At 75.2% G+C, this 16592-nt stretch carries 2 protein-coding genes; both read left to right on the top strand.

What is annotated here, in order from left to right:
• Nucleotides 1–520, top strand: a 520-nt coding sequence (locus ADY01_RS19670) for a phosphopantetheine-binding protein (RefSeq protein WP_234320316.1), incomplete at its 5' end; no start/stop codon positions are given.
• The coding region (locus ADY01_RS19665; protein ID WP_049575115.1) for a non-ribosomal peptide synthetase at nucleotides 517–16592 on the top strand (16076 nt) is incomplete at its 3' end. The genes ADY01_RS19670 and ADY01_RS19665, both read left to right, overlap by 4 nt.

Raw genomic sequence — 16592 nt, 5'->3', positions numbered from 1 at the left:
GGCGTTGCGGGGGTGGGTGGAGGAGCGGTTGCCGGACTATATGGTGCCGGTGGCGTTTGTGCCGCTGGATGTGTTGCCGGTGACGGTGAACGGGAAGTTGGATCGGCGGGCGTTGCCGGTGCCGGACTTCTCGAGGGTGTCCTCGGGGCGGGCGCCGCGGGATGAGCGTGAGGCGTTGTTGTGTGGGGTGATGGCCGAGGTGCTGGCGTTGCCGTCGGTCGGGGTGGATGACGACTTCTTCGACCTCGGCGGCGACAGCATCATCTCCATCCAACTCGTCAGCCGCCTGCGGGCCGCGGGCCTTGTCCTGACCCCGCGCGACGTATTCCGCCACAAGACGGTGGCGGCAATGGCGGCCGTGGCCGAAATCCCGGAAACGGCAGCCCCCGCGGCGGCCGACGAGCCGCCCGCGGCCGAGCCGCCCGCGCCGGAAGGCGACCGGGGAATCGACCTGTCTCTGGTCTCCCTTTCCGACGACGAATTGCACATGTTCGAATCCGAGTGGAGGTTGCCGGAGTGACCCGGTCCGCAGTCGAAGCCGTTCTCCCGCTGACACCGTTGCAGGAGGGTCTGCTCTTCCACAGCCTCTACGACGACCGCAGCGTCGACCTGTACACCTCGCAGCTCGCCGTCGACCTCGAGGGCCGCTTCGACGTCGACGCGTTCCGCACCGCCGCGGCCACCGTGCTGCGCCGTCACGCCAACCTGCGCACCGCCTTCCAGCACCGCACCTCCGCGCAGCCGGTGCAGCTGGTGCTGCGCGAGGTGGCCGTGCCGTGGACGGAGCACGACCTCGGCGGCCTGGACGAGCGCCGGCGTGAGGCCGAGCTGGAGCGGATCACCGAGGCGGACCGGGTCAGCCGGTTCGACCTGGGCCGTCCGCCGCTGCTGCGCTTCACCCTGATCCGGCTGGGCGGCGAGCGGTGCCGTCTGCTCTTCACCCACCACCACATCCTGCTCGACGGCTGGTCCATCCCGCTGCTGCTCACCGAGCTGTTCACCCTCTACGCCCGCGGCGGCGCCGACGACGGCGGCCTGCCGCCGGCGCCGCCCTTCCGGGACTTCCTGGCCTGGCTGGCCGGGCGGGACCGCCCGGCCGCCGAGGCCGCGTGGGCGCGGGCTCTCGACGGGCTCACCGGCCCGCTGATGGTCAAGCCGGTGCCCCCGGACCGCGAGGCGGTGCTGCCCGCACGGGCGGTGCTGGACCTCAGCCGGTCGCTGACCACCGCGCTGACCCACCTCGCCCGCCGCCACTCCCTCACCCTCAACACGGTCGTGCAGGGCGTGTGGGCGCTGCTGCTCAGCCGTCTGAGCGGCCGGCGGGACGTGGTCTTCGGCACCACGGTCTCCGGGCGTCCGCCGGAGCTGCCCGGCGTGGAGAACATGGTCGGCCTGTTCCTCAACACCCTGCCGGTGCGGGTCAGGCTCGACCCCGCCGAGTCCCTCGTCGGCCTCCTGACCCGGCTCCAGTCCGAGCAGACCGAGCTGCTGCCGCACCAGCACCTCGGCCTCGGCGCCATCCAGCAACTGTCCGGCGGCGCCGAGCTCTTCGACACCGTCACGGTCTTCGAGAGTTTCCCGGTCGACTCCAGCGCCGAGGCTCTGCCCGGCACCGGCCTGCGCATCCTCGGCTCCGAGGGCACCGACTACAGCCACTTCCCGGCCGCCTTCATCGCGCTGCCGGGGGAGCGGCTCCACCTGCGGCTCAGCTATCAGCCGGACCTGTTCTCCGCCGAGGAGACCGCGGGGCTGCTCGACCGCGCCCGGCAGCTTCTCGAACTGCTCGCCGTCGAGCCCGACCGCCTGGTCGGCCGGATCGACCTGCTCGGCGCGGACGAGCGCCACCGCGTGGTCGTCACCTTCAACGAGACCGCCGAGGACGTCACGCCCGGCACCCTCTCCGGGCTCTTCGAGGCCCAGGCCGACCGGGCGCCGGGGGCTCCCGCGGTCGAGTACGAGGACACCGCCCTCACCTACGCCGAACTCGACGCGCGCGCCAACCGGCTGGCGCGGGTGCTGGCCGCCCACGGGGTGGGGCCCGAGCGGGTCGTCGCCCTCGCCCTGCCGCGTTCCGCCGAGTTCGTCGTGTCGGTCCTGGCCATCGCCAAGGCGGGCGGCGCCTACCTGCCGGTGGACGTGCGGTACCCCCGCGAGCGCATCGCGTACCTCCTCGACGACGCCAGGCCCGCGCTCGTTCTCACCCGCGAGGACGTGGCGCCGCTGCTGCCGCCGGGGGACGCGCCGCTGCTGGCGCTCGACGCCGCGGAGACCGCCGCCGCCCTCGCCGCCGCGCCGGACACCCGGCTCCGCGAGGACGAGCGCACCGGCCCGGTGAACCTGCGCAACACCGCCTACGTCATCTACACCTCCGGGTCGACAGGCCGCCCCAAGGGCGTCGCCGTCACCCACCTCGGCCTGGCCAACGCCGTCGAGGTGCAGCGGCGCAGGCACCTGGTCGGCCCGGGGGACCGGGTGCTGCAGTTCGTCTCACCCAGCTTCGACGCGTCCTACTGGGAGCTGTCCAAGGCGCTGCTGACCGGCGCCACCCTGGTGTGCGCGCCCGAGGAGGCCCTCGCCCCCGGCCCCGACCTGGCCGCGCTGCTGGACGCGCGGCGGATCACCCACCTGATGATCCCGCCGTCGCCGCTGTCGATGATGCCGCCCGGCAGCCTGGGCACCGTCCGCGGCCTGATGGTCGGCGGCGAGTTCTGCTCCGCCGAGCTGGTCCGCGCCTGGGCGCCGGGCCGCCACATGGTCAACGCGTACGGCCCGACCGAGGCCACCGTCGCCTCCACGATGACCGGCCCGCTCGCCCCCGCGGACGCCGCGCCGCCCATCGGCGGCCCGCTGCTCAACACCCGCGGCCACGTCCTGGACGCCGCGCTGCGCCCGGTGCCGGTCGGGGTGACCGGTGAGCTGTACATCGCCGGGGTGGGCCTGGCCCGCGGCTACCTGCGGCGGCCGGGGCTGAGCGCCGAGCGGTTCGTCGCGAACCCGTTCGGCGCGCCGGGCGAGCGGATGTACCGCACCGGCGACCTCGTGGCGTGGACCGAGTCGGGGGAGCTCACCTTCGCCGGACGGGCCGACGACCAGGTGAAGATCCGCGGCTTCCGCATCGAGCTCGGCGAGGTCGAGGCCGCCGTCCTCGGCCACGCCTCGGTCCGGCAGACCGTCGTGGTCGTCCGCGAGGACCGCCCGGGCGACCGGCGGCTGGTGGCGTATGTGGTGGCGGACGGCGCGGCCGGTGCCGCGGCCGGCTCCGGCGTCGAGGCCGTTGCCGAGGCGGTGCGCGAGCACGCCACGGGTCTGCTCCCCGGCTACATGGTCCCCTCCGCCTTCGTGCTGCTCGACGCCCTGCCGCTGAATCGCAGCGGCAAGGTGGACAAGGCCGCGCTGCCGGCCCCCGCCGCGGGCGGCGGCAGCCGCCGGGCCCCCGCCACCCCGGCGCAGGAGATCGTCTGCGGCCTGTACGCCGACGTGCTGGGCGCCTCCGACGTCGGCGTGGACGACGACTTCTTCCTGCTCGGCGGGCACTCACTGCTCGCGATCCGGCTGGCCGGGCGCATCAAGACGGCGTTCGGCGTCGACGTGCCGATCCGGCTGATCTTCGAGGCGCCGACCGTCGAGGGCCTGACCGCCCGGATCGAGGCCGCCCTGACCGCCGCGGGCGCCGCGCCCGACGCCGCCGCCGGGGGCGTCGGGGGCGAGCGGTTCACCGAGGTCGAACCGTCGCGCGCCGACCGGCGGTTGTGGTTCATCAACCGCTTCGAGGAGCACCACGCCGCCACCCACAACGTCCCCTTCGCGCTCCGCCTCACCGGCGAGTTGGACGAGGACGCGCTGGCGGGCGCGCTGCACGACGTCCTCGCCCGGCACGAGACGCTGCGCACCCGCTACCCCGAGCGCGGGGGCGAGCCCGTCGGCACCGTCCTGCCGCCGTCCGCGGTGCGCACCCCGCTGGCCTTCGCCGGCCTCGACCCGGCGGCCGTGTCCGCCGCCGTCTCGGGTGGCTTCGACCTCACCACCCAGCTCCCGATCCGCTTCACCCTCTTCCGCGGCGCCCCGCGGGAGTCGCTGCTCCTGACCGTCGTCCACCGCATCGCGGGCGACGACGGGGCCCCGGGCCGCCTCCTCGCCGACATGACCGCGGCCTACCGCGCCCGCGTCACGGGCGAGCCGGCCCGCTGGGCCGAGGGCGCGGCCGACAACGCCAGCCCCGGCGCCGCGGCCGATGGCCCGCTCGACTGGTGGGCCGCACACCTGGTCGGCGCCCCCGAGGAGGTCACGCTCCCCGCCGACCGGGCGCGGCCAGCCGCCGAAGCGGCGCCCTCCGCGAGCCTGCCGATCCACCTCGGCGCCGAGCGGCACGGGCGGCTCGCCGAGATCGCCGAGCGGTCCGGCGTGTCCGACGAGACCGTCCTGCGGGCTGCCTTCGCGCTGGTGCTGAGCGGCCTTGGCGGCGGCACCGACCTGCCCCTCGCCTCCCTGAGCGCGCCGAGCGCCCCGCCCACCGGGCCCTCCGCGAACGACGCCGGGATCACCGTGCTGCGGACCGACGTGTCCGGGGACCCCACCGGCGAGGAACTGCTCGGGCGGCTCGGGGCCGCGGAGGCCGAGGCGCGGCTGCGGCCTGTCCCGTTCGAGCGGCTGCTGCGCCGCTTGGAGCCCGACCTCGTCGCCAACCGGCACCCCCTCGCCCAGGTCGCGGTGGCCGTCACCGGCGGCGACTCCGGCGAGGTGGAGCTGGCGGGACTGCGGGTCCGGGTGGCCGACTCGGTGCTCGGCGTGGAGCGGTTCGACCTGGCGCTGGTCCTGTCCGGCCCCGAGGGGCACCTGCACTACCGCGCCGCCATGTTCGACGCCGCCACCGCCGCCGACCTGTGGGCGCGGACGGCGTCCGTGCTCGACCAGCTCGCCGCCGCGCCCGCGCGTCCCGTCTCGCGGCTGCGCCTGGTGTCCGAGGCCGAACGCACGCGACTGCTGACCGAGTGGAACGACACCGCCGTCGAGGTACCCGCGCTGGCCGGGACCGTTCAGCGCCGGTTCGCCGAACAGGTCGCCCGGGTCCCCGACGCGCCCGCCCTCACCTGGTCCGGGGGCATCCCCGCCGCGGCCCCGGCGTCCGTCACCCTGACCTACCGTCAGCTGGACGCCGCCGCCAACCGGCTCGCGCACCTGCTGCGCGAGCGCGGGGTGCGTGAGGACTCCCGGGTTGGCGTGCTTCAGCAGCGCTCAGCCGACCTCGTGATCTCCCTGCTCGCCGTGCTCAAGGCCGGTGCCACCTACGTGCCGCTGGACTCCCGCGCGCCCGCCACCCGGCAGGCCGCGGTGCTCGCCGAGACCCGCGCGGCGGTGCTGCTCACCGACGCCGCCTGCGTCGCCGCCGCGCCCGAGACCGACGCTCCCGTGATCGTCGTGGACCGGGAGCCGACGCTCGCCGAGCGGCCCGGCACCACCCCGGGCGCCGTAGGCCACCCCGAGCAGCTGGCGTACGTCATGTACACCTCCGGCTCGACCGGCCGCCCCAAGGGTGTCGCCGTCACCCACCGCGACCTCCTCGCCTTCGCGCTGGACCGCTGCTTCGACGCCGAGGCGCACGAGCGGGTGCTGATGCACGCCCCGCACGCATTCGACGCCTCCAACTACGAGCTGTGGATGCCGCTGCTGCGCGGTCGCCACGTGGTGCTCGCCCCACCCGGCGACGTGGACGTGGCCACCCTCGGGCGGCTGCTCGCCACGCACCGGATCACCGGACTCCACCTGACGGCCGGCCTGTTCCGGCTGGTCGTGGACGAGGACCCGGAGTGCCTGGCCCCCGTGCGCGAGCTGCTCGCGGGCGGCGACGTGGTGCCCGCCGCGTCGGTTCGACGGCTGCTCGCGCGCTTCCCCGGGCTGGTGATCAAGGACACCTACGGCCCCACCGAGACCACCAGCTTCGCCACGTTCCACCGGATGGCGGCGACCAACCCGCCGGAGGACACCGTGCCCATCGGACGCCCGATGGACAACATGCGGGCGTACGTCCTGGACGCCGCGCTGCGCCCGGTGCCCGCGGGTGTCGTCGGCGAGTTGTACATCGGTGGCGAGGGCCTGGCCCGCGGCTACCTCGACCGCCCGGCGCTGTCCTCCGAGCGCTTCACCGCGGACCCGTACGGCCCGCCCGGCGCCCGCATGTACCGGGTCGGCGACGTGGCGCGCCGGACGCCGGACGGCGCCCTGGTGTTCGCCGGGCGCTCCGACGACCAGGTGAAGATTCGCGGCTTCCGCATCGAGCCGGGCGAGGTCGAGGCCGTCCTCGCCCGCCGCGACGACGTGGCGCAGGCCACCGTCCTCGCCCGCCGCGAGGGCGAGGGACAGGCCCGGCTGGTCGCCTACCTGGTCCCGGCCGACCCCGCGGCGCCGCCGCGGGAGAACGAGGTGCGCCAGCGGCTCGGCGAGCAACTGCCCGAGTACATGGTGCCGTCCGCCGTCGTCCTGCTCGACCGGCTGCCGCTGACGCCCAACGGCAAGGTCGACCACGCGGCGCTGCCCGCGCCCGCCGCCGTGGCGGCCACCGCGCGGGCCCCGCGCACCCCGCGCGAGGAGCAGTTGCTCGGCCTGTTCGCCACCCTGCTCGGCCGGCCCGCCATGGGCATCGACGACGACTTCTTCGCGCTGGGCGGCGACTCCCTGCTCGCCACCCGCCTGGTCAGCCGGATCCGGGCCGCCTTCGGCGTCGAACTGCCCATCCGGGCGGTCTTCGACGCGCCCACCCCCGCCGCGCTCGGCGCCCGGCTCGACGACGCCCGCGCCGGACGCGGCGCCCTGCGCGCCATGGAGCGTCCCGAGCTGATCCCGCTCTCGCACGCGCAGCGCCGCCTGTGGTTCATCAACCGCTTCGACGGCCAGAGCGCCACCTACAACATGCCGATCTCCATCCGGCTCACCGGCCCGCTGGACCAGGACGCGCTCGCCGCCGCCGTGAACGACCTGTGCGCGCGGCACGAGTCGCTGCGCACCGTGTATCCCGAGGCGGACGGCGTGCCCTACCAGCGCATCCTGCCCGCCGACGCGACCGGGCCCGGTCTGACCGTGGTGGACGCGCGCGGCGGCGACCTGGACGCGATGCTGGAGGAGGTGGTCCGCACCGGCATCGACCTCACCACCGAACTGCCGCTGCGCGTCTCGCTGTTCGAGCTCGGCGAGCGGGACCACGTGCTGCTCTTCGTGCTCCACCACATCGCGGGCGACGGCTGGTCGATGAAGCCGCTCGCCACCGACCTCGCCACCGCCTACGAGGCGCGTTGCGCGGGCCGGGATCCCCAGTGGACCCCGCTGCCGGTGCAGAACGCCGACTACGCGCTGTGGCAGCGGGAGGAGCTGGGCGACGAGAACGACCCGGACAGCGCCTTCGCCCGGCAGCTGGCCTACTGGGAGGAACAGCTGGCCGGGCTGCCGGAGGAGCTGTCGCTGCCGGTCGACCGGCAGCGCCCCGCCGTCGCCAGCCACCGCGGTGCCCCGGTGTACTTCCGGCTCGACCCCGCGCTGCACGAGCGGCTGCTGACACTGTCCCAGCGGACCGGCGCGAGCCTGTACATGGTGCTCCAGGCGGGGCTGGCCACCCTGCTGCACCGCCTCGGGGCGGGCACCGACATCCCCATCGGCAGCGTCATCGCGGGCCGCACCGACGAGGCGCTGGACGACATGGTCGGCTTCCTCACCAACATGCTCGTGCTGCGCACCGACACCTCGGGGCGGCCCACGTTCCGGCAGCTGGTCGACCGCGTACGCGACACCGACCTGTCCGCGTACGGCAACCAGGACGTGCCCTTCGAACGGATCGTGGAGGCGCTCAACCCGCGCCGCTCGCTCGCCCGCCACCCGCTCTTCCAGGTGCTGCTGAACCTCCAGAACCTGCCCGACTACACCAGCGCGATGCGGGGCCTCGAGGTCAGCCCCTACGTGGTCAACCTCGGGGCCGCCCGCTACGACCTGGCGTTCGGCTTCTCGGAGGAGTACGACGCGCAGGGCCGCCCGGCCGGGCTTCAGGGCGACATCCAGTACAGCACCGACCTGTTCGACGAGGACACCGCCGAGCGCTTCGCCCTGTACCTGACCCGCGTCCTGGACACGGCCAGCCGGGACGGGGACCGGCCGATCGACACCCTCGCCATGCTCCCGGCCGAGGACGCGCACCGCCTGGTGACCGCGTACAACGACACCGCCGCCGACGTGCAGGCCGGGCCCGCGCACGCGCTGTTCGCCGCGCAGGCCGCCCGCACCCCCCAGGCGCCCGCGGTGACCGGCGGCGGCGTCACCCTGTCGTACGCCGCGCTCGACGCGGCCGCCGACCGGCTCGCCCGCCACCTGCTGGCCGCCGGCGCGGGCCCGGGCGAACGGGTGGCCATCGCGCTGCCGCGCACGCCCGAGCTGGTCGTCGCGCTGCTCGGCGTGCTCAAGTCCGGCGCCGCCTACCTGCCCGTGGACCCGGGCAACCCGGCCGACCGCATCGCCCTCGTGCTCGCCGACGCGGCCCCGGCGGTGGTGCTCAGCGACCTCGCCACCGCCGCCGCGCTGCCCGAGGACACCGCCCCGATCGTGCTGCTGGACGACGCGGACACCGCCGCGGCGATCGCCGCCCGCCCCGCGGGCCGATTGAGCGAGGCGGAGCTGCCGCGGTCGCCGTCCCCGCGCGACGCCGCCTACGTCATCTACACCTCCGGCTCCACCGGCCGCCCCAAGGGCGTGGTGGTCGAGCACCGCTCGCTCACCGACTACCTGGCCCACACCACGAGGACATACGCCTCCGCCGCAGGGGTGGCGCTGGTGCACTCGCCGGTGTCGTTCGACCTGACCGTCACCGGCCTGTACACCCCGCTGCTGGTCGGCGGACAGGTCACCCTGGCCTCGCTCAGCGAGCCGACGCACGAGGAGGCCGAGGCGCTGGCCGCGGCCCCGGCCACATTCCTCAAGGCGACGCCCAGCCACCTGCCGCTGCTCTCGGCGCTGCCCGACGGCTACGCGCCCTCGGGCGAGCTCCTGCTCGGGGGCGAGGCGCTGTTCGGCGCCGCCCTCGCCGAGTGGCGCGAGCGGCACCCGGACGCCGTGGTGCGCAACGTCTACGGCCCCACCGAGGCCACCGTCAACTGCGCCGAGTACCGCATCGAGCCCGGCGCCCCGCTGCCGGACGGCCCGGTGCCGATCGGCCGCCCGCAGGCCAACGCCCGGCTCTACGTGCTCGACGCGGGGCTCCGGCCGGTGCCGGAGGGCGTGACGGGCGAGCTGTACCTGGCGGGCGGGGGACTGGCCCGCGGCTACCTCGGCCGGCCCGCGCTCACCGCCGAGCGCTTCACCGCCGACCCGTTCGGCCCGCCCGGCGCCCGCATGTACCGCAGCGGCGACCTCGCCCGCTGGGACCGCGACGGCCAACTCGTCTACGTCGGCCGCGTGGACGGGCAGGTCAAGCTGCGCGGCTTCCGCATCGAGCTCGGCGAGATCGAGGTGGCGCTCACCGCGCACCCGGCGGTCGCCGCCGCCGTCGCGCTGGTCCGCGAGGACCGGCCGGGCGACCAGCGGCTGGTGGCGTACGTGGTCCCCGGCGACGCCGGCGCGCCCTCCACCGCGGAGCTGGCCGCGCACCTGGCCGCACGGCTGCCCGAGTACATGGTGCCGTCCGCGTGGGTGACCCTGGAGGCCCTGCCGGTCACCGCGCACGGCAAGGTGGACCCGGCCGCGCTGCCCGCCCCCGCGCAGGAGGCCCGGGGCTCGAAGGCCGCCCGCACCCCGCAGGAGGAGATCCTCTGCCACCTGTTCGCCGACGTGCTCGGCGTGCCCGAGGTCGGCGTCCACGACGACTTCTTCGACCTCGGCGGGCACTCCCTGCTCGCCACCCGGCTGATCAGCCGGGTCAGGTCCGCCTTCGACCTCGAACTGCCCATCCGCGCGGTCTTCGAGGCCCCCACGGTGGCCCAGCTCGCCGAGCGGCTCACCACCGCGGGGGCGGGCCGCCGGGCACTCGGGCCCATGCCGCGCCCCGACGCGGTGCCGCTCTCCTTCGCCCAACGGAGGCTGTGGTTCCTCAACCGCTTCGACGGCCACGCCGGTTCCGCGTACAACCTGCCGATCGCGCTGCGGCTCACCGGCGACCTGGACCTCGACGCGCTGTCCGGCGCGCTCGCCGACCTCTCCGAGCGGCACGAGGTGTTCCGCACCGTCTTCCCGGAGACCGCCGAGGACGGCACCCCCGTTCAGCGCATCCTCGGCCGGGACGAGGGCCGACTGCGGTTGATGGTCGTCCCGGCCAGCGCGGAGGACCTTGCCGAGCTGCTCGCCGCCGAGGTGTCCCGCGGGTTCGACCTGGCCGCCGAGACGCCCGTGCGGGCCACCCTCTTCGCGCTCGCCGAAGACGTTCACGTGCTGGCGATGACGATGCACCACATCGCCGCCGACGGCTGGTCGCTGGCGCCGCTGCTCGACGACCTGGCCACCGCCTACCGGGGCCGCGCCGCGGGCGAACGGCCCGACTGGCGGCCGCTGCCCGTCCAGTACGCCGACTACGCGCTGTGGCAGCACGAGGTGCTCGGCGACGAGAGCGAGGCGGACAGCCAGATCGCCTCGCAGCTGGCCTACTGGCAGGAGCAACTGGCCGGTCTCCCCGAGGAGCTGTCGCTCCCCGCCGACCGGCCGCGCCCCGCCGTCGCCGGCTACCGCGGCGGCCGGATCTCCGTCGACCTCCCCGCCGACCTGCACCGGCGGATCGCCGAGGTCGCCCGCGCCGCCCAGGCCAGCGTCTACATGGTCCTCCAGGCGGGCCTGTCCGCCCTCCTCACCCGGCTCGGCGCCGGCACCGACGTGCCCGTCGGCAGCCTCGTCGCCGGGCGCACCGACGAGGCCCTGGACGACCTGGTCGGCTTCTTCGTCAACACCCTGGTGCTGCGCACCGACACCTCGGGCGACCCCACCTTCGGCGAGCTGCTGGCCCGGGTCCGCGCCACCGACCTGAGCGCGTACGCCCACCAGGACCTGCCGTTCGAGCGGCTGGTCGAGGCGCTCAACCCGAGCCGCTCCATGGCCCGCCACCCGCTGTTCCAGGTCGCGCTCAACCTCCAGAACGCCGCCCAGGCGGACTGGACGATGGGCCTTTCCGGGCTGACGTCGGAGCCGGAGGAATTCCCACTCGACACCGAGAAGTTCGACCTGTCCTTCACCTTCATCGAGCACCGCGGCGCGGACGGCACCCCGGCCGGGATCTCGGGCACCGTCGGCTACGCCGCCGACCTCTACGACGCCGGGCGCGTCGCCGCTCTCGTGGACCGGCTGACGCGGCTGCTGGCCGAGGCCACCGCCGCGCCCGACCGCAGGATCGGCGAACTCGACGTCATGAACCCGGCCGAGCGCGCCGCGCTCACCGCCGCGGGCAGCGGCCCGGCGCGCCAGGTCGCGCCCGACGGCGTGGACGCGCTGCTCGCCGCGCGCGCCGCCGCCACTCCGGCCGCCGAGGCGGTCCGCGCCGCGGACGGCACCCTGAGCTACGCCGAACTCGACGCCGCCGTCACCCGGTTGGCCCGCCGCCTGATCCACAGGGGCGCCGCACCCGGCCGGCTCTTCGCCGTCGCCCTGCCGCGCGGCACCGGCATGCTCACCGCCCTGCTCGCGGTGCTGCGCTCCGGCGCGGCCTACGTGCCGCTCGACCCGGACCAGCCCGCCGACCGGTTGGCGTACACCCTCGGCGACGCCGCGCCCCTGCTTGCGATCTGCACCGAGGAGACCGCGGGCCGACTGCCCGAGGGCACCGGAGTGCTGCTCCTGGACGACCCCGGCACCGACGAGCCGGTGTCCGCCTGGTCCGACCACGAGCGGCGCGCGGCGGTGGCCCCCGCGCACCCCGCGTACGTGATCTACACCTCCGGCTCCACCGGCCGCCCCAAGGGCGTGGTGGTGGAACGCGGCGGCCTGGCCAACTTCCTGCACGACATGGCCGGGCGCTTCCCGATGGACGCGCGCGACCGGCTGCTCGCGAGTACCACCGTCGCCTTCGACATCGCCGCGCTCGAGCTGTACCTGCCGCTGCTCGCGGGCGCCGGGGTGGTCGTCGCCGACCGGGACACCGTCCGCGACCCGGCCGCCCTGCTCCGGCTCGCCGCCGAGACCGGCGCCACCGTCGTCCAGGGCACGCCGTCGCTGTGGCGGTCCCTGGTCGACCACGACGCCGACGCCGTGCGGGACCTGCGCAAGCTGGTCGGCGGCGAGGCGCTCCCGGCCGACCTCGCCGGCCGGCTCACCGCGGGCGGCGGCGCCCTCACCAACCTCTACGGGCCGACCGAGACCACCATCTGGTCCACCGCGGCCACCGTCGTCGGTCAGGGCGCCGGGACCCCGGCCATCGGCGCGCCGATCGCCAACACCACCGTCCGGGTGCTGGACGCGTGGCTGCGGCCGGTGCCCGCCGAGGTGCCGGGCGAGCTGTACATCGCGGGCGCGGGCCTGGCCCAGGGCTACCTGGGCCGCCCGGGGCTGACGGCGGAGCGGTTCGTGGCCGACCCGTTCGGCCCGGCCGGGACGCGGATGTACCGCACCGGCGACCTGGCCCGCTGGGGCGCCGACCACCGGCTGGAGTACCTGGGCCGGGTGGACCACCAAGTCAAGCTGCGCGGCTTCAGGATCGAGCTCGGCGAGATCGAGTCGGTGCTGCTCGGTCACCCGGACGTGGCCCAGGCCGTGGTGCTGCTGCGCGAGGACCGGCCGGGCGACAAGCGGCTGGTCGGCTACACCGTGCCCGCGCCCGGCCGCGCCGCCGACGCCGCCGCCCTGCGCGCGCACCTGGCCCGTGACCTACCGGACTACATGGTGCCGTCGGCGTTCGTCGAGCTGCCCGCGCTGCCCATGACGCCGAACGGCAAGCTGGACCGGCGGGCCCTGCCCGCTCCGGCCGCCACCGCGGCCCGCGAGGGCGCGACGCCGCGGTCGCCGCGGTCGCCGCGCGAGGAGATCATGACCGGGCTCTTCGCCGAGACCCTCGGCCTGGACGCGGTCGGCGCGGACGACAGCTTCTTCGACGTCGGCGGCCACTCGCTGCTGGCGACGCGGCTGATGAGCCGGATCCGCACGGTCTTCGGCGCCGAGGTGCCCATCCGCGGGCTCTTCGAGCACCCGACGGCCGCGGGCCTGGCGGCGCTGCTCGACGACGCGGCCGAGGCCAGGCCCGCGCTGCGCCCGCAGGAGCGCCCCGAGGTGCTGCCCCCCTCGTTCGCCCAGCGCCGGATGTGGCTGCTGCACCGCATCGAGGGGCCGAGCGCCACCTACAACATGCCCTTCGTCGTCCGGCTGACCGGCGCGCTGGACCGCGAGGCGCTGACCGGCGCGCTGAGCGACGTGGTCGAGCGGCACGAGACGCTGCGCACGATCTTCCCCGAGGTGGACGGCGCGCCCCGCCAGGTGGTGCTGACCACCGCGCAGGCCGGGGTCGAGCCCCGCTGGCTGCCAGTGGACGAGGCGGGGCTCGATGCGGCGACCGCGGAGGCCATCCGGGTCCGCTTCGACCTGACCACGCAGCCGCCGGTGGCCGCCACCGTGCTGTCGCTGACCCCCGCCGACCAGGTCCTCGTCCTGGTGGTGCACCACATCGCGGGCGACGGCTGGTCGATGGCGCCGCTCGCCGCGGACGTGGCGGAGGCGTACACCGCCAGGGTCGAGGGCCGGGCGCCCGCGTGGCGACCGCTGCCCGTTCAGTACGCCGACTACACGCTGTGGCAGCGGCGGCTGCTCGGCGACGCCACCGACCCCGACAGCGCCTTCGCCCGCCAGGTCGCCTACTGGGAACGGCAGTTGGCCGGGGCGCCGGAGCAGCTCAGCCTGCCGACCGACCGCCCGCGCCCGCCGGTGGCCGCCTACCGCGGCGACCGGCTGCAGTTCGGGTTCGGCCCCGAGCTGCACGCCGCGGTCAGGGCGCTGGCCCGGCAGCGGGGCGCGAGCGTCTTCATGGTGCTCCAGGCCGCGGTGGCCGCGCTGCTGTCCCGCCTCGGCGCGGGCAGCGACATCCCGCTGGGCAGCCCCGTCGCCGGGCGGACCGACGAGGGGCTGGACGACCTGGTCGGCTTCTTCGTCAACACCCTGGTGCTGCGCACCGACACCTCGGGCAACCCCTCGTTCGCGGAGCTCGTCGACCGGGCCAGGGAGACCGCGCTCACCGCGTACGCCCACCAGGACGTGCCCTTCGACCACCTCGTGGAGGTGCTGCGGCCGGACCGCTCGGCCGCCCACCAGCCGCTGTTCCAGGTGATGCTGGCGCTCCAGAACGCCACCGGCGCGGCCGATGTGCGCCTGCCCGGCCTGAGCGCGCGAGAGGAGGTGGGCTTCGCCGGGGTCGCCCGGTTCGACCTGTTCCTCAGCTTCGCCGAGCGGGTCGGCGAGGAGGACGGCGAGCCCGCCGGGCTCGGCGGCTTCGTGGAGTACAGCACCGACCTGTTCGACGCCCGGACGGTCCACGCCCTGACCGTGCGGCTGGAGCGGCTGCTCACCGCCGCCCTCGCCGACCCGCGACGGCCGGTCGCCACCGTCGACCTGCTCGACGCCCAGGAGCGGGACACCCTCCTGCGCCGGTGGAACGACACCGCCACCGCCGCGGTGCCCGGCAGCGTGCCCGCGCGGTTCGCCGCGCAGGCCGCCCGCACCCCGGACGCCCCCGCGGTCACCGCGCCCGAGCGCGTCCTCACCTACCGCGAGCTGGACGAGGAGTCCGACGCGCTCGCGCGCAGGCTGGTCGCCCTCGGCGTCGGCGCCGAGGACCGCGTCGCGCTCTTCCAGGAGCGGTCGGCCGCCCAGCTCGTCTCGGTCCTGGCCGTGCTCAAGGCGGGCGCCGCCTATGTGCCGGTCGACCCCCGCTACCCGGCGCCGCGCCGGGAGCACATCATGGCCGACAGCCAGGCGTCCGTGCTCCTCACCGACCTGGCCTCGCCAGAGCTCGACTGCCCCCACGGGGCCCGCGTCGTGGTCGTGGACGCCGAGGGGGACACCGCGGAACGGGCCGCCGCCGAGCGGGCACAGCTCCCCGCGGCCGTCCACCCCGAGCAGCTGGCGTACCTCGTGTACACCTCCGGCTCGACCGGCACGCCCAAGGCCGTGGGCACCACCCACGCCGGCGTCACCGCCCTCGCCGACGAGCGGGCGTTCCGCAACGGCGCCCACCACCGGGTGCTGGTGCACTCGCCGGTGGCCTTCGACGCCTCCACCTACGAGATGTGGGTGCCACTGCTCAACGGCGGCGAGGCGGTGGTCGCCCCGGCCGGCGAACTCGACCTCACCGGCCTGGCCCGCGCCGTCCGGGACCACGGCATCACCGGCATGTGGCTGACCGCCGGCCTGTTCCGGCTGGCGGCCGAGGAGACGCCGGAGTGCTTCGCCGGGGTCTCCGAGGTGTGGACGGGCGGCGACGTCGTGCCGGAGGCCGCGGTGCGCCGCGTCCTGGAGCACTGCCCGGGCACCGTGGTGGTCGACGGCTACGGCCCGACCGAGACGACCACCTTCGCCACCGCCTTCCCGGTGCCGGACGCGGCCGGGGTCCCGGCCCGCATCCCCATCGGGCGCCCGCTGGACAACATGCGGGTGTACGTCCTGGACGACGGCCTGTGCCCCGCGCCCGTCGGCGTGCCCGGCGAGCTCTACATCGCCGGGGAGGGCCTGGCCCGCGGCTACCTGGGTCGCCCGGGGCTGACGGCGGAGCGGTTCGTGGCCGATCCGTTCGGCCCGGCGGGGACGCGGATGTACCGCACCGGCGACCTGGTGCGCTGGAACGGCGAAGGCGCGGTGGAGTTCCTCGGCCGGGTGGACGGCCAGGTCAAGCTGCGCGGCTTCCGCATCGAGACCGGCGAGATCGAGTCGGCCCTCGCCGCCCACCCGGAGGTCGCCCAGGCCGCCGTCATGGTCCGCGAGGACCGGCCAGGCGACCGCCAGCTGGTCGCCTACATCGTGCCCGGCACGGACGGCGGCAGCGGAGCCGAGGGCGGGGGGGGGGCCGGGGGCGCCGAGGAGCAGATCGGTCAGTGGCACGAGCTGTACGCGGCGCTCTACGGCGGGGAGCGGGGTGCGGAGTTTGGTGAGGATTTCAGTGGTTGGGAGAGTAGTTATACGGGTGGGGTGATTCCGCTGGGGGAGATGCGGGAGTGGCGGGATGCGACGGTGGCGCGTATTCGGGAGTTGCGTCCGCGTCGGGTGTTGGAGATTGGTGTGGGGAGTGGGTTGTTGCTTGCGAAGTTGGCGGGGGAGTGTGAGGTGTATTGGGGGGTGGATTTCTCGCCTGAGGCGATTGGGGTGTTGCGGGGACAGGTGGAGGAGCGGGAGGAGTTGGCGGGGAGGGTGCGGTTGGAGGTGCGGGCGGCGCATGAGCTGGAGGGTTTGCCGTCTGGGTTTTTTGATACGGTGGTGGTGAATTCGGTGGCTCAGTATTTTCCGGATGAGGGGTATTTGACGGGGTTGTTGGAGTCGTTGGCTGGGTTGGTGGTTCCGGGTGGTGCGGTGTTTTTGGGGGATCAGCGGAATGTGCGGTCGCAGCGGTTGTTCCAGTCGGGTGTGGGGTTGGTGCGGCGTGGCGGGGGGTTGCTGTGTCTTATACAAATCTC

Origin of the sequence: Streptomyces sp. SBT349, assembly GCF_001083795.1 — a bacterium.
Taxonomy (GTDB): Bacteria; Actinomycetota; Actinomycetes; order Streptomycetales; family Streptomycetaceae; genus Streptomyces.
The sequence above is the reverse complement of the archived record's forward strand: the minus strand, read 5'-3'. Positions and strand labels throughout refer to the sequence as shown.